At 59.7% G+C, this 25,905-nt stretch carries 19 protein-coding genes; 12 read left to right on the forward strand and 7 right to left on the reverse strand.

All coding sequences use genetic code 11. From position 1 onward, the window contains the following. Positions 1 to 8 precede the first annotated feature (8 nt). On the reverse strand, positions 9 to 1,064 hold the full coding sequence (locus ACZZ0K_RS09715; protein WP_258706756.1) for a tetratricopeptide repeat protein: 1,056 nt from the start codon (positions 1,062 to 1,064) through the stop codon (positions 9 to 11). 171 nt (positions 1,065 to 1,235) lie between these two features. Here ACZZ0K_RS09715 and ACZZ0K_RS09720 point away from each other — a divergent pair, with 171 nt between their 5' ends. From ACZZ0K_RS09720 to ACZZ0K_RS09730, 3 genes are read left to right on the forward strand one after another with little or no spacing between them, the layout of a single operon-like run. After that, positions 1,236 to 3,371 (forward strand): FUSC family protein, encoded by a 2,136-nt coding sequence (locus ACZZ0K_RS09720; protein WP_258706755.1) that lies wholly within the window; start codon positions 1,236 to 1,238, stop codon positions 3,369 to 3,371. Continuing rightward, complete coding sequence (locus ACZZ0K_RS09725) at positions 3,361 to 3,561, forward strand: DUF1656 domain-containing protein (protein WP_024013080.1); 201 nt, start codon at positions 3,361 to 3,363, stop codon at positions 3,559 to 3,561. Before ACZZ0K_RS09720 ends, ACZZ0K_RS09725 begins: the two co-directional genes overlap by 11 nt. A 25-nt stretch (positions 3,562 to 3,586) precedes the next feature. Beyond that, a complete protein-coding gene (locus ACZZ0K_RS09730) occupies positions 3,587 to 4,510 on the forward strand; it encodes a biotin/lipoyl-binding protein (protein ID WP_371699471.1) in 924 nt (307 codons plus the stop codon). A 223-nt stretch (positions 4,511 to 4,733) separates the two neighbouring features. Here the strand turns inward: ACZZ0K_RS09730 and ACZZ0K_RS09735 are convergent, their stop codons facing one another. From ACZZ0K_RS09735 to mexE, 3 genes are read right to left on the reverse strand one after another with little or no spacing between them, the layout of a single operon-like run. Next, positions 4,734 to 6,155, reverse strand: a complete 1,422-nt coding sequence (locus ACZZ0K_RS09735) for an efflux transporter outer membrane subunit (protein WP_039761555.1) — start codon at positions 6,153 to 6,155, stop codon at positions 4,734 to 4,736. Then, entirely contained in the window at positions 6,152 to 9,343 is a 3,192-nt protein-coding gene (locus ACZZ0K_RS09740) for an efflux RND transporter permease subunit (protein WP_041480270.1), read from the reverse strand. The genes ACZZ0K_RS09735 and ACZZ0K_RS09740 overlap by 4 nt, the downstream gene beginning before the upstream one ends. A gap of 15 nt (positions 9,344 to 9,358) precedes the next feature. Further along, a complete protein-coding gene (gene mexE / locus ACZZ0K_RS09745) occupies positions 9,359 to 10,612 on the reverse strand; it encodes a multidrug efflux RND transporter periplasmic adaptor subunit MexE (protein WP_039761553.1) in 1,254 nt (417 codons plus the stop codon). A 370-nt stretch (positions 10,613 to 10,982) separates the two neighbouring features. On the opposite strand from mexE, the gene gcvA reads away from it, so the two are divergent. The 3 genes from gcvA to ACZZ0K_RS09760 all read left to right on the forward strand — a co-directional run bounded on the left by gcvA (position 10,983) and on the right by ACZZ0K_RS09760 (position 13,582). Then, the gene (gene gcvA, locus ACZZ0K_RS09750) at positions 10,983 to 11,888 is read left to right on the forward strand and encodes a transcriptional regulator GcvA (protein WP_252884283.1); all 906 of its coding nucleotides are present in this window, start codon (positions 10,983 to 10,985) and stop codon (positions 11,886 to 11,888) included. 75 nt (positions 11,889 to 11,963) lie between these two features. Then, complete coding sequence (locus ACZZ0K_RS09755) at positions 11,964 to 12,791, forward strand: DMT family transporter (RefSeq protein ID WP_041480272.1); 828 nt, start codon at positions 11,964 to 11,966, stop codon at positions 12,789 to 12,791. A 29-nt stretch (positions 12,792 to 12,820) separates the two neighbouring features. Beyond that, a complete protein-coding gene (locus ACZZ0K_RS09760) occupies positions 12,821 to 13,582 on the forward strand; it encodes an SDR family oxidoreductase (protein ID WP_258706753.1) in 762 nt (253 codons plus the stop codon). Between the two features lie 3 nt (positions 13,583 to 13,585). Here ACZZ0K_RS09760 and ACZZ0K_RS09765 read toward each other — a convergent pair whose 3' ends face one another. Beyond that, a complete protein-coding gene (locus ACZZ0K_RS09765) occupies positions 13,586 to 14,500 on the reverse strand; it encodes a LysR family transcriptional regulator (RefSeq protein WP_016774850.1) in 915 nt (304 codons plus the stop codon). Positions 14,501 to 14,770: 270 nt separating this feature from the next. Here ACZZ0K_RS09765 and ACZZ0K_RS09770 point away from each other — a divergent pair, with 270 nt between their 5' ends. From ACZZ0K_RS09770 to pgm, 4 genes are all read left to right on the forward strand, one after another. Further along, positions 14,771 to 15,793: a zinc-dependent alcohol dehydrogenase family protein gene (locus ACZZ0K_RS09770; protein WP_041480274.1), complete on the forward strand. Its 1,023-nt coding sequence runs from the start codon at positions 14,771 to 14,773 to the stop codon at positions 15,791 to 15,793. A gap of 550 nt (positions 15,794 to 16,343) precedes the next feature. Continuing rightward, entirely contained in the window at positions 16,344 to 17,810 is a 1,467-nt protein-coding gene (locus ACZZ0K_RS09775; RefSeq protein WP_258706752.1) for a hypothetical protein, read from the forward strand. A 49-nt stretch (positions 17,811 to 17,859) separates the two neighbouring features. After that, positions 17,860 to 19,260 carry an aminotransferase-like domain-containing protein gene (locus ACZZ0K_RS09780; RefSeq protein ID WP_236169045.1) on the forward strand — a complete coding sequence of 467 codons (1,401 nt, stop codon included), beginning with the start codon at positions 17,860 to 17,862 and terminating at the stop codon, positions 19,258 to 19,260. A 108-nt stretch (positions 19,261 to 19,368) separates the two neighbouring features. Continuing rightward, complete coding sequence (pgm, locus tag ACZZ0K_RS09785) at positions 19,369 to 21,015, forward strand: phosphoglucomutase (alpha-D-glucose-1,6-bisphosphate-dependent) (protein WP_016774846.1); 1,647 nt, start codon at positions 19,369 to 19,371, stop codon at positions 21,013 to 21,015. 54 nt (positions 21,016 to 21,069) lie between these two features. Here the strand turns inward: pgm and ACZZ0K_RS09790 are convergent, their stop codons facing one another. Continuing rightward, entirely contained in the window at positions 21,070 to 21,765 is a 696-nt protein-coding gene (locus ACZZ0K_RS09790) for a pirin family protein (RefSeq protein WP_016774845.1), read from the reverse strand. Positions 21,766 to 22,024: 259 nt separating this feature from the next. On the opposite strand from ACZZ0K_RS09790, the gene ACZZ0K_RS09795 reads away from it, so the two are divergent. Next, positions 22,025 to 24,499: a UvrD-helicase domain-containing protein gene (locus ACZZ0K_RS09795; protein ID WP_258706750.1), complete on the forward strand. Its 2,475-nt coding sequence runs from the start codon at positions 22,025 to 22,027 to the stop codon at positions 24,497 to 24,499. 50 nt (positions 24,500 to 24,549) lie between these two features. Here the strand turns inward: ACZZ0K_RS09795 and ACZZ0K_RS09800 are convergent, their stop codons facing one another. Next, positions 24,550 to 24,822 carry a DUF1652 domain-containing protein gene (locus ACZZ0K_RS09800; RefSeq protein WP_041480416.1) on the reverse strand — a complete coding sequence of 91 codons (273 nt, stop codon included), beginning with the start codon at positions 24,820 to 24,822 and terminating at the stop codon, positions 24,550 to 24,552. Between the two features lie 265 nt (positions 24,823 to 25,087). Between ACZZ0K_RS09800 and ACZZ0K_RS09805 the strand changes: the two genes are divergently transcribed. Then, positions 25,088 to 25,900: a helix-turn-helix domain-containing protein gene (locus tag ACZZ0K_RS09805; RefSeq protein WP_150740904.1), complete on the forward strand. Its 813-nt coding sequence runs from the start codon at positions 25,088 to 25,090 to the stop codon at positions 25,898 to 25,900. Positions 25,901 to 25,905: the final 5 nt, after the last annotated feature.

Raw genomic sequence — 25,905 nt, forward strand, 5'->3', positions numbered from 1 at the left:
TGACTGGATTAAAGACCTTGTTGCAAGGCCGGGTCGTCCGGATTCAGCTGCTCCAGTTGCGCCAACAGGATCTGCACATTCTGCAGTTGGCCGCTTTCCTTCCAGTAGTTGATCAGCAACACCCGCGCCTTGCGGTCGGCGGGATGGCGCTGGACGATTTCCTGCAGCTGTTTTTGCGCCGCTTCCAGTTCTTCCGCGCTGTGCAGAGTAGTGGCGAGGTCGTAGCGATAATCCTTGTTGTCCGGCTCCAGCTCGACCGCTTTGGACATTCCGAGCAGTGCGTATTCGCGCTGGCCGTGGTGCAGCAGCCACAGGCCGAGGGCATGTTGCAGATAGGCCGAATCTGGTTGCGCCTTCAGCTGGCGGGCAAGCAACTGGCGAGCGGCATCGCTCTGGCCCTGGCGGTCAAGCACATCGATCTGCATGACCAGCGCCGCCAGGTTGCCCGGTTCCAGACGCAAGGTATTGTCCAACGCCTGTTGGGCCTGTTTGTATTCGGCGTTGTGGATATAAAGACGGGCCAGTTGCGCATAGTTGGCGGCGCTTTCCGGCTGGCTTTCCAGTGTCTGCTGCCAGCCATCAATAGCCTGCTGCAGCGGTGCGAAGTACAAACCCAATTCATCCGGGCTCAGGCCGAGCAGGGCATTGATCGCGGCGAACCGCACGGTTTGTTCTGCGTCGTCGAGCAACGGTCCGAGCAGCAGACTGCGTTGCCCACCGGGCACCAGACCGACGATGCTTTTGATCGCGGCGACGCGCACTTGCGGCGCTTCGTGATGCAGGTCGATGTCAGCCAGTTTCAAGGCCTGCGGGCTGGGGTAGTTGGGCAGCTCGCCGTGCAGCCAGACCCGGCGTTTGACCGAGATGTCCGGGCGGCCCAATTGCTGGTACAACTGGCGCGCCGCTCCGGGTTCACCAGTGCGCGCGGCGTTCAGCGCTTCGCTGTAGCCATGTTTGATAGCATCGGGAATGGTCGGTGTGCTGCTGCGCCATGACAGCCAGACGACGCCGAGGATCAGTACGAGGCCTAAGCCGATCAGCAGGTTGCGGCGGGACTGAGTCATGCGGGGTTTCCGAAAGCTTCGAACTTGAGCAGAGCGGCAAGCTTCGTTCAGCTTGGCGCGTGAGTCAAACCGTTGCCGGCGAATCGTCCTACAACACGTGTCGACTGTGAAATCCGTCAGGCTTTTGCTGCAATGTCTACGCTTGCAGAAGTCGTTTTAAAGAGAGTGCCCATGTCTGCGCTGTACACCTATTTCAAGGCTTTGATCCATCCCGGTCAGGCTGTTCTGCTGTTTGCCCTGCGGACCATCGCCGCCGGGCTGTTGACGCTTTATCTGGCGTTTATCTTCGATCTCGAACAGCCCAAATGGTCAATCATGGCCGTGGTGATCGTCAGCCAGCCACTGGCAGGGATGGCACTGGCGCGCAGTTTCGGCCAGGTGATCGGCACCACCGTGGGTGCCGCGGTGGCGGTGCTGATCATGGCGATTTTCCCTCAGGCGCCGCTGCCGTTCATCACGACATTGGCGTTGTGGCTGGCGCTGTGCACCGCGGGCGGCACCTTGTTGCGCTACACCAGTTCCCAGGCGTTCGTGCTCAGTGGCTACACCGCGGTGGTGGTGGCCTTGTTGGCAATCCCGGACCAGGAAGGCACGTTTTTGCTAGCGGTCACCCGCGTCACCGAAACCCTGCTGGCCGTTGCCTGCGTGTGCGTGGTGAGCCTGCTCACAGCCCGGCCTGAAGCAGTGGCCAAAGGTTATTTCGCCAAAATCGATCAGGTGATCAAACTGGCCGCCAGCCACGCCGCCGAAGTGCTTCGCACGGAAGAAAGCGAAGCCGATTTTCAGCGTCGGCAGATGCAACTGCTCGGCGAGATCAGCGCATTGGAGGGGTTGCGGCGCCATTTGTATTTCGATGCCCCACGTTTGCGCGATGCCGACAATCTGGTGTTGCTGCTCGGCAATCAACTGATGCTGCTGACGTCGCGACTGACCGCGCTACGGCATCAGCGCGAATTGCTCATCGAACGCTGGGAGGGCGATCTGCCGCTGGAGGTGCAGCAACTGCGGGCCGAGGAACTGACGTTGCTTGAGCAACTGGCGCAACAGGGACGTGCGCTGTCTGGCGCGGACCGGCAACGTTTCGTCACCTTGCAGCAACAGTTCGAAGCGTTGGCGTACAAGGCCGAGCAGCAGACCGAGAACATGAGTGCGGCCCTGCGTTCACTGGCCTGGGCGCTGCGTTGGGAGCAGGCGCGCCTGCTGCAGCAACTGGAGCAGATTCTCGAACTGAGCGACGCCATTCAGGAAGGGCGCCCGGCCAGTTGCCTCTATCGCGGCCAGAGCAGTCCGTTGCATCTGGATTTCACCCTGGCCTCGATGAACGCCATTCGCGCCTTTACCGCGCTGTTGGTCAGCGGATTGATCTGGATCGAAACGGCGTGGGATGGTGCGCGCGGCGGAATGATTCTGGTGGGAATTCTCTGCTCGCTGATGGCGACTTTTCCGCGTCCGCTGATGGCTGCGCAAAGCTATGCGCGAGGCTTGGGTCTGGCGCTGGTAGTGTCGGCGTTCTATCAATTCATGCTGGTGCCCGCGATCAGTGATTTCGAGCTGCTGGCCTTGCTGCTGGCGCCGCTGCTGTATGCCATTGCTGTGGGCATTTCCAGTCCGGCCACCGCCGGCATCGGCATGGGCCTTGGGCTGTCGAGTTTTCTCATGCTCGGGCCGCAAAACACCGGCACTGGCCAGAATACGGCGATCCAATGGTTCGAATTCGCCGGCGCCTACGTCAGTGCAGCGATGCTGGCCCTGATCGTTTATGCGCTGATCTTCCCGTTCCGCCCGGGCTTGCGCATCCGGCGCCTGTACGGCGAAGCGCGGGAGCAGGTGTACCAACTAAGCAAAATGCCGGCCACCGATGAACAACAATTCGCCTTCGAGAGTCGGATGACCGATCGCCTGACCAGCATGCTCGGCCTGCTGCCAGCGGCAAACGATCGCGCCATGCAACGCTTGTATGAAATCAGCCTGGCTTGCGTAGCCCTGGGCGTGGCCATGCATCAGCTGAGGCAGCAGGCGCAGAACAACGCGTTACTCACCGATGCGTTCAGCCAGCGCCTGGCATCGGCGTTACGCAAGACCGGTCGCCTGGTTGCCGGACGCGCGGATGTGCAGCTCCCGGCGCTGCTGGCGACGTTGCACCAACTCGGAGATGAGCTGGACGAGCTGCACGCCGCCAGCCATGAACATTTATGGTCGGTTTTTCGCATGCGTGTGGCGCTGCTGATTGTGGTGTCGTTCCTCGAGCGCCACGGCGAACATTTGCAACCTCAAGGTCTGGAAGGAGAACCGCAACTTGCCCATTGATTTCGAAATTGGCGGGGTTTATCTGCCGCCGATTGCCCAGGCTCTGTTACTGGCGATCCCGATTTTCATGTTGCTGGACTGGTGCTTGCGCCGCCTGGGCCTACTGCGCCTGGTCTGGCATGAAGCGCTGTTCGAAGGCGCCCTGTACGCCTGTGTCTGCGCCACGCTGATTCTGTTGATGGGAGCCTGATGTCTTGAAAGCACTAGTTGCACGAATGATGACCGTGGCAGTGGTGATCCTGGCGATCGTCCTCGGCTGGTTTGCCTGGGAGTATTACACCCGCGCGCCGTGGACACGGGATGCTCGGGTGAGGGCGGATGTGGTAACGCTGTCGGCGGATGTTTCGGGGCGTATCGTCAAACTGGCGGTGCAGGACAACCAGCATGTCGACAAGGGCCAGTTGTTGCTGGAGATCGATCCGGCGCGCTATCAACTGGCGGTCGAGCATGCCCGACGCTCGGTGGAGGTGTCCAAGGCCTCGCTGGGGCAATCGCAAGCGGCAATCGTCGCCAGTGAAGCGTTGCTCAAGCAACGTCAGAGCGAGGAGCGCCGGCGACGTACGCTGAAGCAAGGCTTCGCCATTTCCGGTGAGGAATGGGAGAAGGCCAGTACCGACGTGGCGGTTGCCCAGGCGGATCTGTTGCGCAATCAGGCCAACCTCGGCTTGGCCGAAGCCAATGTGCAACTGGCAATTGCCGCGCTGACCCAAGCCGAACTGGACTTGCAGCGCACCCGCGTTGAATCGCCAGTGAGCGGTTACGTGACCAACCTGCTGACCCGCCAGGGTGACTATGCACAAGCCGGCGGGGCACTCCTGGCGCTGGTCGACAGCGATTCGTTCTATGTCAGTGGTTACTTCGAGGAAACCAAGCTGCCGCGAATCGAGGAGGGTGATCGGGTACGCATTCAATTGATGAGCGGTGAGCGTTTCGGCGGCACGGTAGAAAGCATCGCCTTCGCCATCGCCGACCGCGAAAACGCGCCCGGCAGCCGATTGCTGGCAAACATCAACCCGAGTTACACCTGGGTGAAGCTGGCGCAACGGGTGCCGGTGCGCATTGGGATTGATGGTGACTTTGCCGGCAAGCATCGCCTGCGCGCCGGTACAACCGCCACCGTCACCGTTCTGGAACCCTGATCCCCCTGTAGGAACTGTCGAGTGCAACGAGGCTGCGATCTTTTGATCTTGGGACGTAGAGCGTCCCCGGCTACATTCCCATCAAGGATCGCAGCCTCGTTGCACTCGACAGCTCCTACACGGGATTGGTGATTCAGTGGCATAAAAAAACCCCGCGACCGAATGATACGCGGGGCAAAAATTTGGTTGGTTGCGGCCAACCAAAGGAGCTCTTTAACAACCTTTACTTGCTGGCGACCGTCTCCGGTTGCCAGCCACCGCCGAGGGCCTTGTAGATCGCGACGATGCCGCGATACAGCTCGACTTCGGCCTGGGCCTGACTGTCTTCGGCGTTCAGGCGCTCACGCTGGGCGTCGAGCAGGACGAGGAAATCGGTGGTGCCTTCGCGATAACGGATTTCTGCCAGATCAGCGGCCTTGCGACTCGATTCGCTCTGACGGATCAGCGAGATCAAACGTTGCTGACGCTTGCCGTAATCGCTGAAGGCGTTTTCCGATTCTTCCAGCGCCAGCAGCACCTGTTGCTCGTAGTTGGCCAGCGCGCCTTCGGCGTCAGCATCGGCACCGCGCAAACGGGCGCGGACGCTGCCGAGGTCAAACGCAGCCCAGGTGATGCTCGGGCCGAGTGCCCAGGCGTTGGCTGCCGAGGAACCGATCTGCGAGCCACGTCCGGCGGTCCAGCCGAGGAAGCCGCTGAGGCTGACCCGCGGGAACAGGTCGGCCTTGGCCACGCCGATGCGCGCAGTGGCCGAAGCCAATTGCCGTTCGGCGCTGAGAATGTCCGGACGACGTTGCAGCAGTTCACCCGGATCACCGATCGGCAGCGCCTTGGCGATGGCCGGCAGATCTTTCGGGCTCAGGTCGACGGTCAGTTTGTCCGGGCGCTCACCGAGCAGCGTAGCGATACGGTTTTTCTGCCGAACCTGTTCCGCCTGCAACTGCGGCACCGTGGCTTCGACGTTGGCCAGACGCGCATCGGCGCGTTCGACATCGAGCTGATCACCGACACCGGCGTCACGCAGGCTGATGGTGATCTTGCGCGACTCCTGCTGGTTGTTCAGGTTGGCCACGGCGATCTTTTCCCGCAGCTGGGCGCCGCGCAGTTGACCGTAGGCGTCGACCAGTTCGGCAATCATGGTGACTTGCAGCTGGTAAAGATCGGCTTCGGCGGCCTGCTGGTCGGCATCGCTGGCTTCCAGATTGCGCTGGATGCGGCCGAACAGGTCGAGCTCCCAGGCCATGTCCAGACCGAGGTCATAGCGCTCGCTATTGACCCGGTCGGTGGTCTGGCCGGGAATCTGGCCCTTGCCCAAGTCGCTGCTGGCGCGGCTGGTGATGGTCGGCATCGCATCATTGCTGGCGTCGTCGCGGATCGCCCGGGCGGCTTTCCAGCGGGCGAACGCCACGCGCAATTCACGGTTGCCTTGCAGCGACTGGCTCACCAACTGGTTGAGGGTCGGATCATCGAATTGCTGCCACCAGATGCCTTCGAATTTCGAACGGTCGAAGTTCTTTTGCCCGGCGGCGCCGTCGGTGGCGGTCGTGATGTTGGCCGCCTCCGTAGCTGGGGTCTTGTAGTCGGGGCCGACGGCGCAGGCGCTGAGGGCCAGCACCAGCAGACTCGGCAGGAAGACTTTCAGACTCATTGTTGCGCCTCCAGTGGCTTTTGTAGAGTGTGCGCCTTGGCTGCTTTGCGCTGCTCGCCGCGTTCGACAAAGTTACGGATCAGTACATAGAACACTGGCGTCAGCAGCAGACCGAAGAAGGTCACCCCGAGCATCCCGGAGAACACTGCCACACCCATGGCGTGACGCATTTCGGCACCGGCGCCGCTGGAGAACACCAGTGGCACCACCCCCATGATGAACGCGAAGGAGGTCATCAGGATCGGCCGCAGACGCAGGCGGCAGGCTTCCAGCACCGCAGCGAGCGGATCGAGGCCTTCTTCCTGTTTGTCCTTGGCGAACTCGACGATCAGAATCGCGTTTTTACAGGCAAGTCCCACCAGTACGATCAAGCCGATCTGGGTGAAGATGTTGTTGTCACCGCCGGAAATGATCACACCGGTGATGGCCGACAGCAGGGTCATCGGTACGATCAGGATCACCGCCAGTGGCAGGCTCCAGCTTTCGTATTGGGCGGCGAGTACCAGGAACGCCAGCAGTACGCAGAGCGGGAACACGAACAGCGCGGTGTTGCCGGACAGAATCTGCTGGTAGGTCAGGTCGGTCCACTCATAGGTCATGCCGTTCGGAAGTTCTTCCTTGAGCAGTTTCTCGATGGCTTTTTCCGCCTGGCCAGAGCTGTAGCCCGGGGCTGCGGCACCGTTGATTTCAGCGGTGATGAAGCCGTTGTAGTGCATCACCCGATCCGGTCCCGAGGTGTCGCTGACCTTGATGAAGGTCGCCAGCGGGATCATTTCGCCTTTGTTGTTGCGTACTTTCAGCTGACCGATCTGGTCGGACTCAAGACGGAACTGCTGTTCAGCCTGAACGTTGACCTGATAGGTGCGCCCGAAGCGGTTGAAGTCGTTGGCATACAGCGAACCCAAATAGATCTGCAGGGTGTCGAAGATATCGCTGACGGCCACGCCGTGGGTCTTGGCTTTTTCACGGTCGATGGCGGCATCGACCTGCGGCACGTTCACCGTGTAGCTGGTGAACAGGCCGGCCAGTTCCGGCACGTTGTGGCTTTTGTTGATGATGTTCATGGTTTCTTTGTACAGCTCGTCGTAGCCCAGGTTGCCCCGGTCTTCGATTTGCAGGCGGAAACCACCAATGGTGCCCAGACCTTGTACCGGCGGTGGCGGGAAGATCGCCATGTACGCTTCCTGAATGTTCGCGTACTGGCCGTTCAAGGCGCCGGCAATCGCGCCGGCGGACATGCTCGGGTCTTTACGCTCGTCGAACGGTTTCAGCGTCACGAAGACGATGCCGGCGTTCGGGCTGTTGGTGAAACCGTTGATCGACAGGCCCGGGAACGCTACGGCGCTTTCCACGCCCGGCTGTTTCAGCGCGAGGTCGGACATGCGCTTGATCACGTCTTCGGTGCGATCCAGGCTCGCGGCATCTGGCAATTGCGCGAAGGCCACCAGGTATTGCTTGTCCTGGCCGGGTACGAAACCGGTCGGCGTGCTGGAGAAACCGAAGAAGGTCAGTACCATCAGGCCTGCATACACAAGCAGGGCGATGCCGCTGCTACGGATAACCCGGCGCACGGTGCCGACGTAGCCATGGCTGGCGCGATCGAAGAAGCGGTTGAATGGACGGAACAGCCAGCCACCGAAGATCTTGTCGAGCACTTTCGAGAAGCGGTCTTTCGGCGCATCGTGGCTTTTCAGCAACACAGCAGCCAGCGCTGGCGACAGGGTCAGCGAGTTGAACGCCGAGATCACTGTCGAGATCGCGATGGTCAGTGCGAACTGTTTGTAGAACTGCCCGGTGAGGCCGGAAATGAACGCCGCTGGAATGAACACCGCACACAGCACCAGTGCGGTGGCCACGATCGGCCCGGTCACTTCCCGCATGGCGCGCTTGGTCGCTTCGACCGGCGTCAGGCCGAGTTCGATGTTCCGTTCGACGTTTTCCACCACGACGATGGCGTCATCCACCACGATACCGATGGCCAGTACCAGGCCAAACAGCGACAGGGCGTTGAGCGAGAAACCGAACAGGTGCATGACCGCAAACGTACCGATCAACGATACCGGCACCGCCACCAACGGGATGATCGAGGCGCGCCAGGTCTGCAGGAACAGAATCACCACCAGCACCACGAGGATCAGCGCTTCGAACAGGGTGTGCACCACCGCCTCGATCGAGCCACGAACGAAGATCGTCGGGTCATACACGATGCTGTAGTCCATGCCCTGCGGGAAGCCTTTCTTCAGCTCTTCCATCTTGCCGCGCACTTCGTTGGAAATGTCGATGGCGTTGGAACCGGGACGCTGGAAGATCGGAATCGCTACAGCCGGCTGATTGTTCAGCAGCGAGCGCAAGGCGTATTGGCTGGAACCCAGTTCAATGCGTGCGATGTCCTTCAGGCGAGTGATCTCACCGTCGTCGCCTGCGCGAATGACGATATTCTCGAACTCTTCTTCGGAAACCAGACGGCCTTGAGTGTTGACCGACAGCTGGAAACTTTGCGCGGTCGGGGCAGGGGGCGCGCCCAGTTGACCGGCGGCGACCTGACGGTTCTGCTCGCGAATCGCGGTCACCACATCGGTGGCGGTCAGATTGCGTGAAGCGGTCTTGTTCGGGTCAAGCCAGACGCGCAGCGAGTAGTCGCCCATACCGAACAACTGCACGTCACCGACACCACCGAGGCGAGCAAGCTCATCCTTGATGTTGAGGATCGCGTAGTTGGACAGGTACAGCATGTCGTAGCGCTTGTCCGGTGAGGTCAAGTGCACAACCATGGTCAGGTCGGGCGATGCCTTGTCGACGGTGATACCGATGCGCGTTACTTCCTCGGGAAGCTTCGGCTCTGTCCGGGTCACCCGGTTCTGCACCTGCACCTGCGCGTTGTCCAGGTCAGTGCCCAGGGCGAAGGTGATGGTCAGGGTGATCTTGCCGTCGGCGGTCGACTGCGAGGACATGTACAGCATGTTCTCGACGCCGGTGATGGCCTGTTCCAGCGGAGCGGCCACGGTTTCACCGATGACTTTGGGGTTGGCGCCCGGGAAGTTGGCGCGCACGACCACGGTCGGCGGCACGACTTCCGGGTATTCGCTGATCGGCAACTGGAACAGCGAGATCGCACCGGCGATCAGGATCAACAGCGACAGCACCGCTGCGAAGATCGGCCGGGAAATGAAGAATTGGGAAAAATTCATCGGAGTTGTCGTCCCTTAACCGCGTGGGGTCGTAGCAGCCAGCTTCGCAGCCGAACCCGATGCACCCTTGGCAGGGGCGACTTTGGGCAGGTTGCTGGCTTCCAGCGCTTGACGTTGTTGAGCGAGGGCGGCGAGGGTCTGCTCGCTGGCCATCGGAATCACTTCAGGGGTGACCGGGGAGCCAGGACGAACCCGTTGCAAGCCCTTGACGATGATGGTGTCGTCCTTGTTCAGACCGTTGCGGACGATGCGCAGGCCTTCGATTTTCGGACCGAGTTCGACGGCGCGGTAGGCGGTCTTGTTGTCGCCATCCATAACCAGCACAAACTTCTTGCCCAGGTCAGTGCCCACGGCTTCGTCATTGATCAGCATGGCGTTGTAGGTGCCGCTGCCGACCAGTTTCAGCCGTGCGTACAGGCCCGGGGTATAGGTGCCGTCAGCGTTGTCGAAGACTGCGCGACCACGGATGGTGCCGGTTTTCGGATTGACCTGGTTGTCGACGAAGTTCATCTGGCCGAGGTGCGGGTTGCCGTCTTCGTTGGACAGGCCCATGTACACCGGCGTAGTGGCGCCACGCTGGCCGTTGCGGGCCAGTTGGGTGTATTTGAGGAATACGCGTTCGTCGGCGTCGAAATAGGCGTAGACCTTGTCGGTGGAGACGACGCTGGTCAGTGCGGTGGTGTCGGCGGTCACCAGGTTGCCGGCAGTGATTTCGGCGCGGCTGACGCGGCCGCTGATCGGTGCGGTCACGCGGGTGAAGCTCAGATTCAGTTTGGCCAGGTCCAGTTGTGCCTGTAGAGCACCGACGGCGGCGCGGGCCTCTTGGGCAGCGCTGGTGCGCGAGTCGGCCAGTTCAGCGGAAATGGCGTTGCTGGTACGCAGACGTTCACCGCGAGCGGCTTCGTTTTCGCTGCGAGTGGCGGTGGCGCGGGCTTGAGCAACCAGAGCTTCGAGGCGGCGTACCTCGGCCTGGAACGGACGCGGATCGATCTGGAACAGCAGGTCGCCTTTCTTGACCAGCGCGCCTTCGGTGAACGCGACCTGATCGATCTGGCCCGAAACCCGTGGGCGGATTTCAACGGTTTCCGGCGCTTCGAGGCGCCCGGTAAATTCGTCCCACTCGTTGACCGGTTGTTCCAGCACCTTGGCTACGCTGACTTTGGCAGCGGGCGGGGCGCCGGCAGTCTCCGGAGTTTTGCCGCAAGCGCTCATCACCAGTACGGCCAGCATGGCCAACGGGAAGCGCAAATGTTTGAGTGATTGTTCCATGGATGCAATCCGCCGAAGTATTGAAGATGGGCGGATGATGCTCGGCGCGGGTGTGATGGCACGAATCGAATGAAGCAAAGGTAACTATCATTCGGAATGATATAAGCGCCGAGGCAGCCCTCTAGCATGCACCTTTCGTTAGGGGGCTAACAATCGGCCTGAAAGCAATTCTGTGTTGCTTGATCTGCAATGATTGCGACCGACGCTGCGCGCGGAGGATTATCCGGCGATTAAATACCTCGCTGTTACCAGCACCTCGCCCACTTGCCGGAGCAATACGCCAATATCGCGGAACGGGCAACCAAGGGAGTTTCGCTCTAACATGAGCGTAACCTCATGCTCTGACATTTATCGTCCTCGGATCATTTTTATGCGAGACCTGCCCCCGACCGCGACCCTGCGGGCTTTCGAAGTGGCCACCCGGCACCCGACGTTCACCGCTGCCGCTCAAGAACTGCACGTGACCCAGAGCGCCGTCAGTCACCAGCTCCGGCACCTCGAAGAACTTTGGGGCTTGCAATTGTTCGAGCGCGGCAAGGCGTTACGCCTTACAACAGCGGGGGCGACGCTGGCGCCGATCGTGCGCGAGTTTTTCATCAGCCTTGAAGCAACGCTGGAGGATCTGCGCGAGCAAAAGGACAGGGTTCGCCTGACTGTCAGCACCACTTATTCGTTTGCCTTGAAGTGGCTGCTACCACGCTTGCCGACTCTGTCGCGCCTGCACCCGGAGCTGTTGGTTTCGCTGGATACCACGGACAAGATCATCCACTTCGCCAATGGCGAAGCCGATGTCGCAATCCGCTTGGGCAAGGGCAATTACCCCGGTCTGTATTCAGAGTTCCTGTTCGGCGAACAGGTGTTTCCCGTGGCCAGCCCCGAACTGCTGCAGCGCGTCGGCAGGCCGGGCAGTCCCGCGGAGTTGCTGCAGATGCCGTTACTCATTCGCGACGGCGCCGAGTTGGCGCCGAAATGGGAGGTGTGGTTTCAGTCCGTCGGGCTGGAGTTTTTACCGCTGCGCGAAGGCGTCAGGTTTGGTGATACCAACATGACGGTGGAAGCTGCGTTGCTCGGCCAGGGCGTTGCATTGGTGCGCAGCGGCCATGTCGAAAACGAAATCGCCGATGGCCGTCTGGTGAGGCTGTTCGATGTGCCGTTCACTTCGCCGCTTGCTTATTATTTCGTCTGCCCCAAAGGCATCGAGGCCCAGCCGCACATCCTCAGATTTCGTCAATGGTTACTCAGTGAAGCGCTGAAGGTGCAGAGCGCACAGCGCTGAAGTATGAGCAATTGCTCACGGTGTAATGAGGAGACTTCACTGTAAGGCCAATGCCAGGGATGCCTAGAATGCTGCATGCCAATCCATCTCGTACTCCTCGTTCTGTTCGCCGCGCTCCTGCACGCCAGCTGGAACGCGCTGCTGCGCGGTGGCGCCGATCGGCTCTGGTCGATGACGATGATGTGCGTGGCCATCGCCATCGTCTGCCTCATCGCCACCTTTTTCATGGCCGCGCCTGCACCTGAGAGCTGGGGGTATGCGCTGCTATCGGCACTGCTGCATGTCGGCTACAACCTGTTTCTGGTGCGCAGCTATCGGGTCGGCGATCTAGGGCAGATCTATCCGATTTCCCGTGGGTCGTCGCCAGCGCTGATCACCCTCGGCGCCGCGCTGTTTGCCGGCGAAACCATAACCCCCGGCGAACTGCTCGGCATTGGTCTGGTGTCCGGGGGGATCATTTCGTTGGCGTTCCGAGGGCGCAGCCTGTCGGTGCCGAGCCTGCCGTATGCGCTGGGCACCGGTTGTTTCATCGCCGCCTACAGCGTCGTCGATGGCATTGGCGCCAGGCTGTCCGGTGCGCCGCTCGCGTACACGGTGTGGATGAGCGCCCTGTGGGGTGTGTTGATGCCATTGGTGTATATCGGCCTGCGCGACGCCCGCAGTCTGTTTTCCGTACGGCCCGGCATGCTCGCCGCTGTGGGCGGCGGACTGGTTTCCTTACTGGCTTACGCAATCGTTATCTACGCGATGAACGAAGCGCCACTGGGCGCGGTGTCGGCCCTGCGTGAAACCAGCGTGCTGTTCGCGGCATTGCTCGGCTATTTGTTCCTCGGTGAAAAGCTCACCGTCCGCAGGATGCTGGCATGCGTGGTCATCGCCAGCGGCGCCATCATCATCGGCTGACATAGGCCAACTGCTCAGGAGAACGTCGCATGGATAAAGTCTCGCAAGCACCGCTGATTCTGATCACCGGCGGCAGTCGCGGAGTCGGCGCCGCCACCGCCCGACTCGCCGCCGCGCAAGGCTATGACGTTGCCATCAGCTACGTTGCCAACGAGTCTGCCGCGATGGCGGTGGTGGCGGATATCGAAGCGTTGGGGCGAAAGGCGCTGGCGGTGCGTGCTGACAGCGCTGACCCTGAGCAGGTCGCTGAGCTGTTCTCGGCCATCGATCGTACATTCGGGCGTATCGACGTTCTGGTCAATAACGCTGGCGTGCTGGCGAAGCAGTCACGCATGGAGAACCTGAGCTTCGAACGCATGCAACGCATCTTCGCGGTCAATGCTCTGGGACCGATCCTGTGCGCGCAGCAAGCGGTGAAGCGCATGGCTTATCGGCACGGCGGCACAGGTGGCGCAGTGATCAACGTTTCTTCTGCCTCGGCGCGCCTGGGCAGCCCGAATGAATACGTCGACTACGCAGCATCGAAAGGCGCGCTGGAAACTTTCACCATCGGCTTTGCCAAGGAAGTCGCGCGCGAGGGGATTCGGGTCAACTGCATTCGCCCGGGGCACATCTATACCGACATGCACGCCAGCGGCGGCGAACCGGGGCGGGTGGATCGCGTGAAGGAGTCGATCCCGATGGGCCGGGGCGGTCAGCCGGAAGAGGTGGCGCGGGCCATCTTGTGGCTGGCCAGCGCGGAGGCTTCGTTTGTCACCGGGACTTTTCTGGATGTGACGGGTGGCAAGTAGTTCCTAAAGACTATCCGGATCTCCAAAAAACATCTGAATCCGCGACCTCAACCACCGCTCTCCCGGGTCGTTATCCTGCGACCCACGCCATGCCATGTGCAATTCAAAGGTCCGCGTCGGCAGCGGTGGATCTTCAGCACGAAGCCCTCCAGCTGCCGTCAGTGCCTCAGCCGTGTAATCCGGCACGGTCGCGACGATATCGGTGCCTGCCAGCAGCGTGCCCAATCCGTTGAACTGCGGTACCGCCAGCACTACGTGCCGTTTGCGTCCGAGTTTTTCCAGTTCTTCATCGACAAAACCACTGAGGTCGCCAGCGAACGACACCAGTGCATGCGGTCGGGCGCAGTAGTCGTCCAGGCTCAGCGGCCCCGGCACGGTGTCGGCGCGCAGCAGCTTCGGTGCGCTGCGGCGCAGGACCTTGCGCTTGGCGTTGGCCGGTAGGTCGGTGGTGTAGCTGACGCCGATCGAAATCTCGCCGGAGGCCAGCAGGCCCGGCATCAGGATGTAATTGACCCGCCGTACCACGAGGACAATGCCCGGTGCTTCGGCGCGCAGACGCTTGAGCAGCATGGGCAGCAGCGCGAATTCGACGTCGTCGGACAAACCGATGCGAAACACCGAGGTGCTGGTCGCCGGATCAAAATCGGCGGCACGACTGACGGCGGTCGAGATCGAATCAAGGGCAGGCGAGAGCAGGGCGAAGATTTCCACCGCGCGCGCGGAAGGTTCCATGCTGCGACCAGTGCGGACAAACAAGGGATCGTCAAACAGGCTGCGCAGGCGCGACAGCGCCGCACTGATAGCCGGTTGGCCGAGGAACAATTTTTCCGCGGCCCGAGTCACACTGCGTTCGTGCATCAATGTTTCGAACACGATCAGCAGGTTCAGGTCGACACGACGCAGGTCATTACGATTCATCTGGAGTCCTGGCAGAGTCATCAAACTTGACGAGGGCGGCCATATGAGAACAATGGCCGGCATGAATCTTACGGGGAAAGGCTGGTACTCTGCACCGGAAAATTCAGCTTTACTGCGACGGTGGCAGGCCTTTTTTCATGGATTTTGCCAATGCCGCCCTTGATGCGGAATCAATGACAGGCATGTCGACTATTAATAGCCACTGATGGTCTTGGGTCCAAAGCCCAGATAGAGTTCATGGCATTAGAGGTTACTTTGACGAGGTTTGCGATGTCCCGCACGATCCGTTTTCACAAGTTTGGTCCGGCCGAGGTGCTCAAATGCGAAGAGCATGCGGCTGCTCAGCCAGGTCCTGGCGAAGTGCAGGTGCGTGTCGAGGCAATCGGCATCAGTTGGTACGACACCCTGTGGCGCCAGAATCTGGCGTCGTCCCAGGCACGTCTGCCTTCGGGCCTCGGTCATGAAATGGCTGGCGTGGTCACTGCGGTGGGCGCTGATGTTGACGACCTGTCCGTCGGCGACAAAGTGGCCAGTTTTCCGGCGGAAAGCCCGAACGACTATCCGGTTTACGGCGAGTCGATCGTCCTGCCGCGCACCGCGCTGACCCGTTATCCCGATGTGCTCAGCCCGATCGAAGCGAGCGTGCATTACACGCCGCTGCTGATCGCCTACTTCGCTTATGCCGATCTGGCGCGGGTCAAACCCGGTCAATTTGCGCTGGTGACTGACGCCAGCCACTGCGCCGGCCCGTCGTTTGTGCAATTGGGCAAGGCGCTGGGTGTGCGAGTGATCGCCGCGACCAAATCGGCGGAGGAGCGGGAGTACCTGCTGTCCCTCGGTGCGGAGAAGGTCATCGTCACCGAAGAGGAAGATCTGTTGATGCGTATCAACAAGATCACCGACAACCGCGGCGTCGATGTGGTGTTCGATGGTCTTGGCGGCCCGCAGATGTCGTTGCTCGGCGATGTGCTGGCGCCACGCGGCAGTCTGGTGCTGTACGGGCTGCAAGGTGGTAACCAGACCCCGTTCCCGGCGTGTGCAGCGTTCCAGAAAAACATTCAGTTCTTTGTGCACTGCATCGGCAACTTCACCGGCAAGCCGGAGCTGGGCATTGTCCAGGACCACGTCGCTCTGCAGCGTGCTTTGCGTGACATCAACCAGTTGACCGCTGACCGCGTGCTTTTGCCGCTCAAGACTCGTGTATTCCCGTTCAACGAGTTCGTCGAAGCACATCGCTACATGGACGAATGCCCATGCCGCGAGCGAGTGGCCCTGCAAGTGGAAACCGCGTAAATCCGCTCATCAGAGTCCGTGGCCGCCACGGACTCTTTTCTGTTTATACCCTCGCTGTCAGTAAACCCTCCCCAATATCGAAGCATTGGCCTTTTCAGCAACTGAACTGGTTTTTGCCGTTCATCTGTATCTTCTAATCACACTATAAGCACTGATAATTGAATGATTACTTTCATCTCAAGGAATGAGCTATGGCTGTGCATTCAATTTGTCCGAGGCAATATCAAATGGCTGGCTCAGCTGGCTTCGTCAATTTCTGTTTAATTGCTGTAGGGCGATTCGGAAGTTGCTTCTCTTTTTCTTGTAATGATTTGGCGTGGGACGTTGTGGGAAGTTTCCTCAGAACATTGTTGAGTGGCGAAAGGCCAATGAATACGGGTGGTTGAGCGTCAAGCCTGGCATCTGGAAGGCTTTGTTCAGGTGAAGTGTTTCAAATAACTACAACTTTGTAAGTGTTAGCATTTCAGCGTCTATTACTTATTGATCCAATTGCCGCGCGCCTACTGTCATGTCTGCGCGGCATGAAACTTTTGATACCGGGTAAATACCGATGAGCACGATCCATGATCAGGCAATGAACTATGTCTATCAGCAAGTATTGCAGCGTTTGCTGAGTTTCTTTTCCCGAGCCGAGCGCACGGCATTGCAATTGCTGATACAGCGCCTGGTGGTGGCCGCAGGCGGCATGGAAAACATCGGGCAATTCAAGGTGCTGGTGCCTCAGTCCGGCCTGCGGGACGGCTGCTATACCCTGGCCTTGCTCCGGGCCGCTCAGTTGACCATTGCCGGCCGTGCTCCGGCGACCTTTCAGCTGCGCGTGGCTTCCCTGCGCTGGAATGGCGACAGCCCGCTCGCCCTGCAAAACCTGCATCGCAGCTACAGTGCGCTATTCCTTTATGACGATCCGCGGGTCGAGGTGCTGATGGTGGATAACCGCGAGGTCCTGCCGTTCGACCATCGCACGCCTGTCAGCAATGAAGGGCGCGAGGCCAGCCGGGTCAATCTGCTGCTGGTGGGGCACTGCCGCACCTGGCTTGAAACACCTGAATTATGGGATGACGCCTACCTGGCGACGGCCGAGTACTACAGCCAGATCGCGCGCTGGAACAACGGCGTCGACGCCATGATCAGCACCGAAACCAAAGGCAGTCAGCAGCATTTCCTCGAAGGCCTGAACCGCGCGATGCAGCGAGTGGCAATACCGGCTCCAGGCCTGGTCAATGCCGGATTCGAAACGCTTTTTCCTCTGCTCGACGAGCTCGGTGATGACTTTTACCGGGAACTGCGTGCCGATGATGACCGGACCGTGTGGCGGCCGGAAGGTGAATTCGAAGCCTGCCGGCGCACCAGTTTTATCGACATCAACGACATGATGGTCGGCAAGCTCGAGGACCGCTGGCCGCTGTTGGGCGAGTTTCTCGGTTATGAACCTGATGATCTGGCGCTGTACCAAGGCGAAGCGGTGTTTGCTGATCCTCTGATCTCGGCACACGTGCGAGGGTTGTATGCACGGTTCATCGAAGGGCGCGCCTATGAGGCGGGCATCGACGATTACTTCCGGCACACGCTGGCCGACATGCGGCGAAAGCAAGTTGCCGAAACCGTCTGCGAGCACTTGCTGGCCAGCTACGACAACGCCGGCGGGCCAGAACAACTGCGGATGCTTGCCGAGGATTACCTCAGCAATGGTTTCGGATTGAACGAAACGCAGTTGGCGTGCCTGCTGTTTGCGCCGTTCATCGACAACGGCAAAGGTCTCGAACGCTTCCTGCGCAATTGTCATCCCGGCATGCTGGTCGCCATGCCGGACCTGCACCGCGCCATGCAGGGTCTGCACGCACCTGAGCAGGTGATGAAGTGGCTGACGGAAGTCAGCGGCTTGCCAGTCAGGCTGTTGAACCGCCTGTATGCGATGGGTCCTGTGCAGATTGATGCACCTGCGCAATTCTCCTCGGAGAGTTCGGGTTCGGACGAGGCGCGTTCGGCTGCGCCGTTCGAGCGGTCGACGGAACGCTGACGGTGAGCCAGAGCCTGGATTGTGAACCAATATCTACGGAAATGAGGGTGTGAAGGGCGCGCGGGACAACGACTTTGTTTATCAGGCAGTTTATCGATATCTGACAACGCTGATTGATGCTGCCGGAGGTGGCGGGGCGGTACGCATGCCTTCCTTGCGACAACTGGCGGACCGGCTGAATGTCTCCATCTCAACGGTGCAATACGCCTATTCGCTTCTGGAAAAGGAAGGCCGGGTCTATTCGATCGCCAAGTCAGGGTATTACGCGCAAGCGCAGTTCAGCATGGATGCACCCGGCAACGGCAATGACCTGCTGGAGACCCTGTACGTCAACGCCAGGCGTCCCGGGATGTGTGTGTTGAGTGCTGACGAACCGGCCTCGCTGCAACCGTTGGACAGTCCGTTGCTGACCTCGGAACGTGAGCTCTTGCGTCAATACCCGCGTCAGTTGCAGACATTCGTGCAGCCTTGCGGTGAACTGGAACTGCGGGTTGCGCTGGCGGCGCGGTATACCAGCTCGACAGAGCACTTCTGGCATGCCGATGACATTTATATCGGCGCTGATCTGCGTGGCGTCCTGGAGATTCTGATTTCGGTGCTTGGATTGCGTCAGGCCACCGTGATTGTCGAATCACCGTGCGACTGGGTCATCCTGCGCCTGCTCGAGTCGTGCGGAGTACGCGTGATCGAGTGGCCATTGCTTGCCCGAGGCGTGCTCGATCTGTCGGCACTCGAATCACTGCTGAAGAACGAGCCGGTTCGTTTGATCCTGCTGTCTTCCGTACTGAGCATGCCCCAAGGCAACGGTTTCACTCGCGAGTGTCAGCAGGCCACGGCGCAGTTGCTCAATCATCATGGCGTCTGGGTACTGGAAAACGACTGCTACAGCGAGCTTGACGAGCGCAATGATTCGCAGCGTTTGCGCAGTTGGCTCGATCCTGATCGTCTGCTGGTGTTTTCCACTTTCGAGAAATTCATCGGCGCCGAAGCACCATTCGGCTTTGTCTTGTCGCGTCACTGGCGCGAGGAATTGCAGCGCCATTTTCTGCTGCGGGCGTTTCGCTTGTCGCCCATTCGCCAAAAGGCGATTGCGCGGCTGTTGAATGGCGGACGGCTTGATCAGCATTTATTCGTGTTGCGGCGAATGCTGGGTGAGCGGCGAGCCGTGTTGATCCAGACACTGCGCGAACGCCTGGGCGATACCCTGCAGATTGGCGAGCCGCCGGGCGGGGCGACGGTGTGGGTGCGTTCGTTACGCCCGGTCGACATGGCAAGCGTGTTTCATCGCCTGCTCAAGCAACAGATCATCGTGGCGCCGGGCGAGCTGTTCAGTCTGCAGGGCTTGCATGCGGATCATCTGCGTTTGAGCGCGCTGAACCATGGCGAGCGGGATTTGCCGAGTGTCATCGGCTTGCTCGGCGATGCCTTGCGCCTGTCGCCCGGCCAATAACGTTAAAAAACATCGGGCGAGTTTCGGATACATCCCGTCGCACAGTGGTCAAACTGCCAGTAAACTGCGCTGCATTTCCTGAACCACTCCGATTTCAGAGGTTTTTGCATGACACTCAGTCCTTTTGCGGGCAAACCGGCACCGGCAGAACTGTTGGTCGACATCCCGCGACTGGTTACGGCCTATTACACCGGCCAGCCTGATGCATCGATTTCTACCCAGCGAGTGGCGTTCGGCACGTCCGGCCACCGCGGCAGTTCGTTCGATTTGAGTTTCAACGAATGGCACGTTCTGGCCATCAGCCAGGCGATCTGCCTGTATCGCGAAGCCCAGGGCATCACCGGCCCGCTGTTCGTCGGCATCGACACCCATGCATTGTCGACCCCGGCGGGCGCCAGCGCACTGGAAGTCCTCGCCGCCAACGGCGTCACCGTGATGATCGCCGAAGGCGATGAGTACACGCCGACCCCGGCAGTTTCACACGCCATTCTCTGCTACAACCGCGGCCGTACCTCTGGCCTGGCGGACGGTATCGTCATCACGCCGTCGCATAACCCGCCACAGAGCGGTGGCTACAAATACAACCCAACCAACGGTGGCCCGGCCGATACCCACATTACCAAGTGGATCGAAGCCAAGGCCAACGAGCTGCTGGCGAACAAACTGGCCGGGGTTAAACGCATCAGCTACGAGCAGGCGCTCAAGGCCAGCACCACCCATCGCCACGATTACTTGAACACTTATGTCGCCGACCTGATCAACGTCATCGACTTCGATGCCATCCGCGACGCCAAGCTGCGTCTGGGTGTCGATCCGCTGGGCGGAGCAGGGGTGCGCTACTGGTCGGCCATCGCCGAACACTACCGTCTCGACCTGGAAGTGGTGAATAAACAGGTCGATTCAACGTTCCGTTTCATGACCGTCGACTGGGACGGTCAGATCCGTATGGACCCATCGTCCAGCCACGCAATGCAGGGCCTGATCGGCCTGAAAGAGCGCTTCGACGTGGCGTTTGCCTGCGACCCGGATCATGACCGCCACGGCATCGTCACGCCGTCCGGTGGTTTGCTCGCGCCGAACAACTATCTGGCGGTATCCATCGACTACCTGTTCCAGAACCGTCCGCAATGGCGCGCTGATGCCGCCGTGGGCAAAACCGTGGTCAGCAGCGGCCTGATCGACCGCGTGGCCAAGCGCCTGGGCCGTCGTCTCTACGAAGTGCCGGTTGGTTTCAAGTGGTTCGCCGATGGCCTGTTCGATGGTTCGCTGGGTTTTGGCGGTGAAGAGAGTGCTGGCGCCTCGTTCCTGCGCAAGGATGGCGGTGTATGGAGCACCGACAAGGACGGTCTGATTCCAGCCTTGCTCGCCGCTGAAATGACGGCGCGCACCGGGCGCGATCCAAGTCAGGCCTACCGAGCGCTGACCGACGAACTGGGCGAGCCGTTCTCGGTACGCGTCGACGCCAAGGCCAACCCTGAGCAAAAGGCACTGCTGAGCAAGCTGGCGCCGGAACAGGTTACCTCGACCGAGCTGGCAGGCGAAAAGATCCAGAGCATCCTCAGCCATGCACCGGGCAATGATCAAGCCATTGGCGGCCTGAAAGTCATGACCGAAAACGGCTGGTTCGCGGCGCGTCCGTCCGGCACCGAAGACATCTACAAGATCTACGCCGAAAGCTTCCTCGGCGACGACCACCTCAAGCAATTGGTGGCAGAAGCGCAAACTTTGGTGGATGGCGCTATTTCCACTAAATGATGGGCACATGAAAAAGGGCAACCGTCAGGGTTGCCCTTTTTTATTGCCTGCGGATCAGGCCAGGTCGACCAGTACGATCTCGCTGTCCTCGATCGCCGTGACCGTCAGCACTTGCTCATGGGCTACCGCCACACCGTCACGCGCTTGGGCACGCAAGCCATTGACCTCGATCACGCCAGTGGCCGGAACCAGATAGGCGCGCCGTCCTTCATCCAGTCGATATTCAGCGGTTTCACCGGCCTTGATGTTCGCCGCCACCAGGCGCGCATTGGCGCGAATGTGCAGGCTCTCATCGTCGCCGTCCTTGCCGCTGGCCAAGGTGACAAAACCTTCGCGCTCGCCTTTGGGAAACGGCTTGGCGCCCCACGACGGCGGCGCACCGGTTTCGGTCGGCAGAATCCAGATCTGGAAGATCTTGGTTTCCTTGTCTTCTAGGTTGTACTCGCTGTGGGCGATGCCGGTGCCGGCACTCATCACTTGTACGTCACCGGCTTCGGTGCGGCCCTTGTTGCCCAAATTGTCCTGGTGCGTGATGGCACCTTCACGCACGTAAGTGATGATTTCCATGTCGCGGTGCGGATGCTGCGGGAAACCGGTGCCTGCGGCGATGATGTCGTCGTTCCACACGCGCAAATTGCCCCAGCTCATACGCTGCGGATCGTAGTATTCGGCAAACGAAAAGTGGTGATGCGCGTCCAGCCAGCCATGATGGGCGCCGCCCAGCGAGCTGAAGGGTCTGAGTTCAAGCATGATCGTCTCCTTAAATTAGGTTCGTCAGGGGGCGGGCCCCGTGGTTGATGACGACGATCATCTATCAGGCAATCATCGATAAAAAGCGCAAAAACTGCCGCATCATGATCAGGTTATTTGATAGGAATTTGCCTCAAAATCGTCTTATCCGACTTTCAATTCGTCGCCTAAACCGATGACCTGTAAGCATTTCGCTAGAACTCATCAGCAAATCCAGACACCATAGCCGCCACAGCCTCACACCCTGGAGTCCGTCAGCGTGGCGCAACACACCCCCGATCTTCCCCCTGAACTTCGTCCACTGGCCGAGATGCCCTGGTTCAAGCGTCTGGCCGCGCGATTCTTTGGTCACGGGTTGACCAAGCTGCGCGCGCAGCACCGGGCATCGTGGCTGCACGGGCAAGCTGACGGATTTCGCAGTGGCCACACAGCCGGCGTCGAATATGGTTTCAAGGAGGGCAAGCTTGAGGGTCTGGAGGAAGGCCGCCAGGTTCTGCTGATTCGCGACAGCCGCAACACCGAGCATCGGCCGCCCAGCGTCGATAACAACCTGTTCGATGACTGGCGCCTGCCGCTCACCGCCGAATTGAAAAAACGCATCAAGGCTGACGTCGCTCGTTTGCTCCCGGCCCACGCCCAGCCCAGCGCCGCGCAATGGAAAATGATCTTCAGCGATACGCCGTCCACCTCGGTGGTCGCCGGTGCGGGCGCCGGCAAGTCGACCACATTGGTGCTGCGCATACTGTTGCTCAGCCATTATCTGGGTTTTGAGCTGGATTCGATGACTGTGGTGACCTTCACCCGTGAATCGCGCAAGGACTTCATCAACAAGCTCATCGAAATATTCACGTTGTGGGGGCAGCCGCTGAACCTCAAGCAGGCGCGCGAACTGGTGCGAACCTTCCACTCGCGCATCCTGCCGATGGTGCGCAGCCTGCCGGGTTTCGAGCGCTTGCAGGCCTTCGAGAACCTCAGCGATCGCCCGCAAAGTGGCGCAGAGGAGGTCGACAGCAATCCGTTTGACCTGCGGATCAACGACGCGCAACGGCAGCAACTCAATGCCTGCTACCACCGCTTGTTCAACGAGGATGAGCGTTTCCGCCAATTGATCCAGCCGCTGTCCCGCGCGGGTTTGCAATTAAAGGAACTGGAACGCGACCACCCCGATGTGCAGAAACGCATGGCGGTCACCGAACTGGCGGCCAAGCGCGATGAAGAGCTCTGCGATGTGATTGAAGATTTATGGTTTCGTGCAGGGGCGTGGCCCATTAAAGGCATCGAGCCGAATCGGCAGGCCTTCGAAATCAATGGCTCGAAGTTCCACGCTCATGGCTATATTCCCAGTCTCGATGCCTGGGTGGTGCTCGGCTTTGATCCCAGGGAAAACGCCCAGCTAACCCGACCCAACGCCAAGCTGAGTGTCCGCGCAGAATGGGCGGTCAAGCGCACCCTGTTTCAAGCTTTCTGCCGTAAGCCATTGATATGGCTGGATAGTTACGAGTCATCCAGGCGCGTTCTTGCGACGTTGGCCGGAGATGCCAGCGCCGGTCCCGGATTTGATTACAAGGTCAAGGGCGAGCTGGCATCCGCGCCATTGCTGGACTGTTTTGTCGCCGCGGCGGGCTTCATCGAAAACCTCGGCCTGGATGTGCCGGACGCGGTCAGCCGGATGAGCTTCGCCAAGGACGATCCTGATCGTTTTTTCTTTGAGGCCCTGAGCCTGTTCTGGCGCGCATTTGAAGATCACCTGCTGGATCAGAAACCGCCAGTCATGACCTACAACCGCATGTTCGCGCTGTTCAGCGAACACTCGCCGGAAAACCTCAAGTTGCTCAGCGACGAGTTGCTGCGGCCGATGGCGCATCTGATGATCGACGAATTCCAGGACGTATCGCCGCAGATCGTTTCGTGGATTCGCGCCAGCCTCAATGAAATCCGCAGCCGTGGCCCGGCCATGCACGTTGGGCGAGGGGCACAACGTTCATCGCTGCTGTGTGTCGGTGATGACTGGCAGTCGATTTACGGCTGGCGCGGCAGTTCTCCGAGTTACTTCATGGAGTTCAACAAGGAATTTCCGTCGCCGAGCACCACGCGGGTCATGCTCAGTGACAACTACCGCAGCCACCAGCACATCATCGACGCCGCTGAACACATTGTCCGTGCAGCGCCGGCGATCGCAGGCAAGAAGGCCAAGGCCAGTGGTGAGCCCAAGCCGCTTCACCCGGTCAACGTGCTTGAGCGTGAAGATGAAGCGTTGGGACAGCGTCTGGCCGAGCATTACCGGCGGGGTGATTCAATCCTGATGCTTTATCGAAAAAGCAGCGATAAGTTATTGATAGAGCAGCATATTCAGCCTGTACTTAATGTGGATTCGAGCTTGCCCAATGAGGCTCGGCGGCTGAAACAGCTGACCTATCACAGCGCCAAAGGCTTGCAGGCTGATGCAGTATTTCTGCTGGGTGATTGCCAGCATCTGACCAGTTCTCCGTACAAGAACCAGGTGTATCGCATGGCGGGATTGGGCAAAAGTGGCGATAGCGAGCCGTACGACAATGCGCAAAAAGACGAAATCCTGCGCCTTGCCTACGTTGGTATCACGCGCGCCGTCAGCCATTGCTACTGGTACGTCGAACCGCAGGAAACCCAAGCGGTAAATATGCCGAGGGCATCGGATCGAGTTGCCAAGGGCAAGCCGTTCTTCGTCGATCATCGAACCGAGAAGGCCAGCGCCTGATCAATAAAAAAGCCCGCATCGCTGCGGGCTTTTTGTTTTAAATCAGTCGTTTATGCGTAGTTCTTGAGAGATTCCGGAGGAGTGAAAGCTTCCAGCTCATCTTCGATGGCCTCGATGATGCGCTCGACGTCCGCCGCGTTCATCACCGTTGCGCAGGGAATGCCAGCGATGGCGATCATGGTTTCGCCGCTGGCACGATCAAACAGACGGGCGATCAGGCTGCCCGGCGCATCCATCGTCGCCTCGAAACCCATGGGATGAAAATGCCAGCGCATCAGCTGGCAAGCGTTTGGAAAGGTGACTTTGCTGAACCCTTTATTCATGGTGTTGCCCGCCTGCTTCATCGAGCGCTTCCTTTTGCTCATGTTAGGTGGGAAGAGCCTTCATTGGCTCAACCAGTGCTTGAGCTTTAAAAGTAGCATCCGTGTGTGAAAAAACTGTGAGTTTTTTCAGTCCGTTTAGCGATTGATTCGCATTTTTTGATGTAAGTCACTGGCTCATCGATTATCGCCAAAACGCCACCATGGATTTTTCATTGAAGCGGCAGACGAAGTTGGGCAAGCTCGGTTCTTTTTCGCCGAGCCGCTTATGCACGCCGATGACGACGGCCCAGAACAGACCCAGGCCACGGCCGCCACGGTCATGCGCTATCACCTGAGCTGGAAACACCGGGATCTGGACAGCGTCATGGCGCTTTATCACGCCGATATCCAGTACAGCGATTTCTTTCAGAACCGTGTACTCGGTCTTAATGAGTTGCGCGACTACGTGCGCGTGAGCATGCCGCGAGAATCCGACGAACTGCTCGAGCATTGCGACCGCATTCGGGTGGATGGCAATACCGCGTTCATTCAGTACGAAGTGACCTTGCGTGGCGGCGATGGTTTGGTGTCGTTCCGTTCCAGCGAAGCGATCACGGTCAAGGACGGCCTGATATGGCGCGTCAATGAATACGCCTCGCTGGTGCGTACCCAAACCGACGGCAGTTCGGCACCGAGCCGTCCGGCGGTCAGTCGTCTCGGTCTGTCACCGCGCCAACTGAGCTTCATGGCCGAAGACCTGCAGCAGTATTTCGAAAAGCAGCAGCCCTATCTGGACCCTGAGCTTGACCTGCAAAGGGTGGCGAAGGAGTGCGGGTACAGCCGCAATCAGATTTCCTATCTGCTCAATCAGGTACTCGGGCAAAGCTTTTATCGCTACGTCAACCAGGCGCGCCTGCAGCATTTGCTGCGTGCACTGGACAGCGCCGCACCGCCATTGCGCGTCGACGAGCTGGCGTTTGCCGCCGGTTTCAATTCGCTGTCGGCGTTTTACAAATGCTTTCGAGAGCACACCGGCCAGTCGCCCAAGGCCTACGCCAAACAAATTTCTCTGCGGGCACGCGCGCAAGACATCCACTGAAGGCA

Source organism: Pseudomonas sp. AC255, assembly GCF_979258175.1.

What these genes read in the sequence shown, in the direction of transcription:
- ACZZ0K_RS09715 (WP_258706756.1), bottom strand. Translation starts at nt 1,064, where the DNA reads ATGACTCAGTCCCGCCGCAACCTGCTGATCGGCTTAGGCCTCGTACTG.
- ACZZ0K_RS09720 (WP_258706755.1), top strand. Translation starts at nt 1,236, where the DNA reads ATGTCTGCGCTGTACACCTATTTCAAGGCTTTGATCCATCCCGGTCAG.
- ACZZ0K_RS09730 (WP_371699471.1), top strand. Translation starts at nt 3,587, where the DNA reads ATGATGACCGTGGCAGTGGTGATCCTGGCGATCGTCCTCGGCTGGTTT.
- ACZZ0K_RS09735 (WP_039761555.1), bottom strand. Translation starts at nt 6,155, where the DNA reads ATGAGTCTGAAAGTCTTCCTGCCGAGTCTGCTGGTGCTGGCCCTCAGC.
- ACZZ0K_RS09740 (WP_041480270.1), bottom strand. Translation starts at nt 9,343, where the DNA reads ATGAATTTTTCCCAATTCTTCATTTCCCGGCCGATCTTCGCAGCGGTG.
- mexE (WP_039761553.1), bottom strand. Translation starts at nt 10,612, where the DNA reads ATGGAACAATCACTCAAACATTTGCGCTTCCCGTTGGCCATGCTGGCC.
- gcvA (WP_252884283.1), top strand. Translation starts at nt 10,983, where the DNA reads ATGCGAGACCTGCCCCCGACCGCGACCCTGCGGGCTTTCGAAGTGGCC.
- ACZZ0K_RS09755 (WP_041480272.1), top strand. Translation starts at nt 11,964, where the DNA reads ATGCCAATCCATCTCGTACTCCTCGTTCTGTTCGCCGCGCTCCTGCAC.
- ACZZ0K_RS09760 (WP_258706753.1), top strand. Translation starts at nt 12,821, where the DNA reads ATGGATAAAGTCTCGCAAGCACCGCTGATTCTGATCACCGGCGGCAGT.
- ACZZ0K_RS09765 (WP_016774850.1), bottom strand. Translation starts at nt 14,500, where the DNA reads ATGAATCGTAATGACCTGCGTCGTGTCGACCTGAACCTGCTGATCGTG.
- ACZZ0K_RS09770 (WP_041480274.1), top strand. Translation starts at nt 14,771, where the DNA reads ATGTCCCGCACGATCCGTTTTCACAAGTTTGGTCCGGCCGAGGTGCTC.
- ACZZ0K_RS09775 (WP_258706752.1), top strand. Translation starts at nt 16,344, where the DNA reads ATGAGCACGATCCATGATCAGGCAATGAACTATGTCTATCAGCAAGTA.
- pgm (WP_016774846.1), top strand. Translation starts at nt 19,369, where the DNA reads ATGACACTCAGTCCTTTTGCGGGCAAACCGGCACCGGCAGAACTGTTG.
- ACZZ0K_RS09790 (WP_016774845.1), bottom strand. Translation starts at nt 21,765, where the DNA reads ATGCTTGAACTCAGACCCTTCAGCTCGCTGGGCGGCGCCCATCATGGC.
- ACZZ0K_RS09800 (WP_041480416.1), bottom strand. Translation starts at nt 24,822, where the DNA reads ATGAATAAAGGGTTCAGCAAAGTCACCTTTCCAAACGCTTGCCAGCTG.
- ACZZ0K_RS09805 (WP_150740904.1), top strand. Translation starts at nt 25,088, where the DNA reads ATGCACGCCGATGACGACGGCCCAGAACAGACCCAGGCCACGGCCGCC.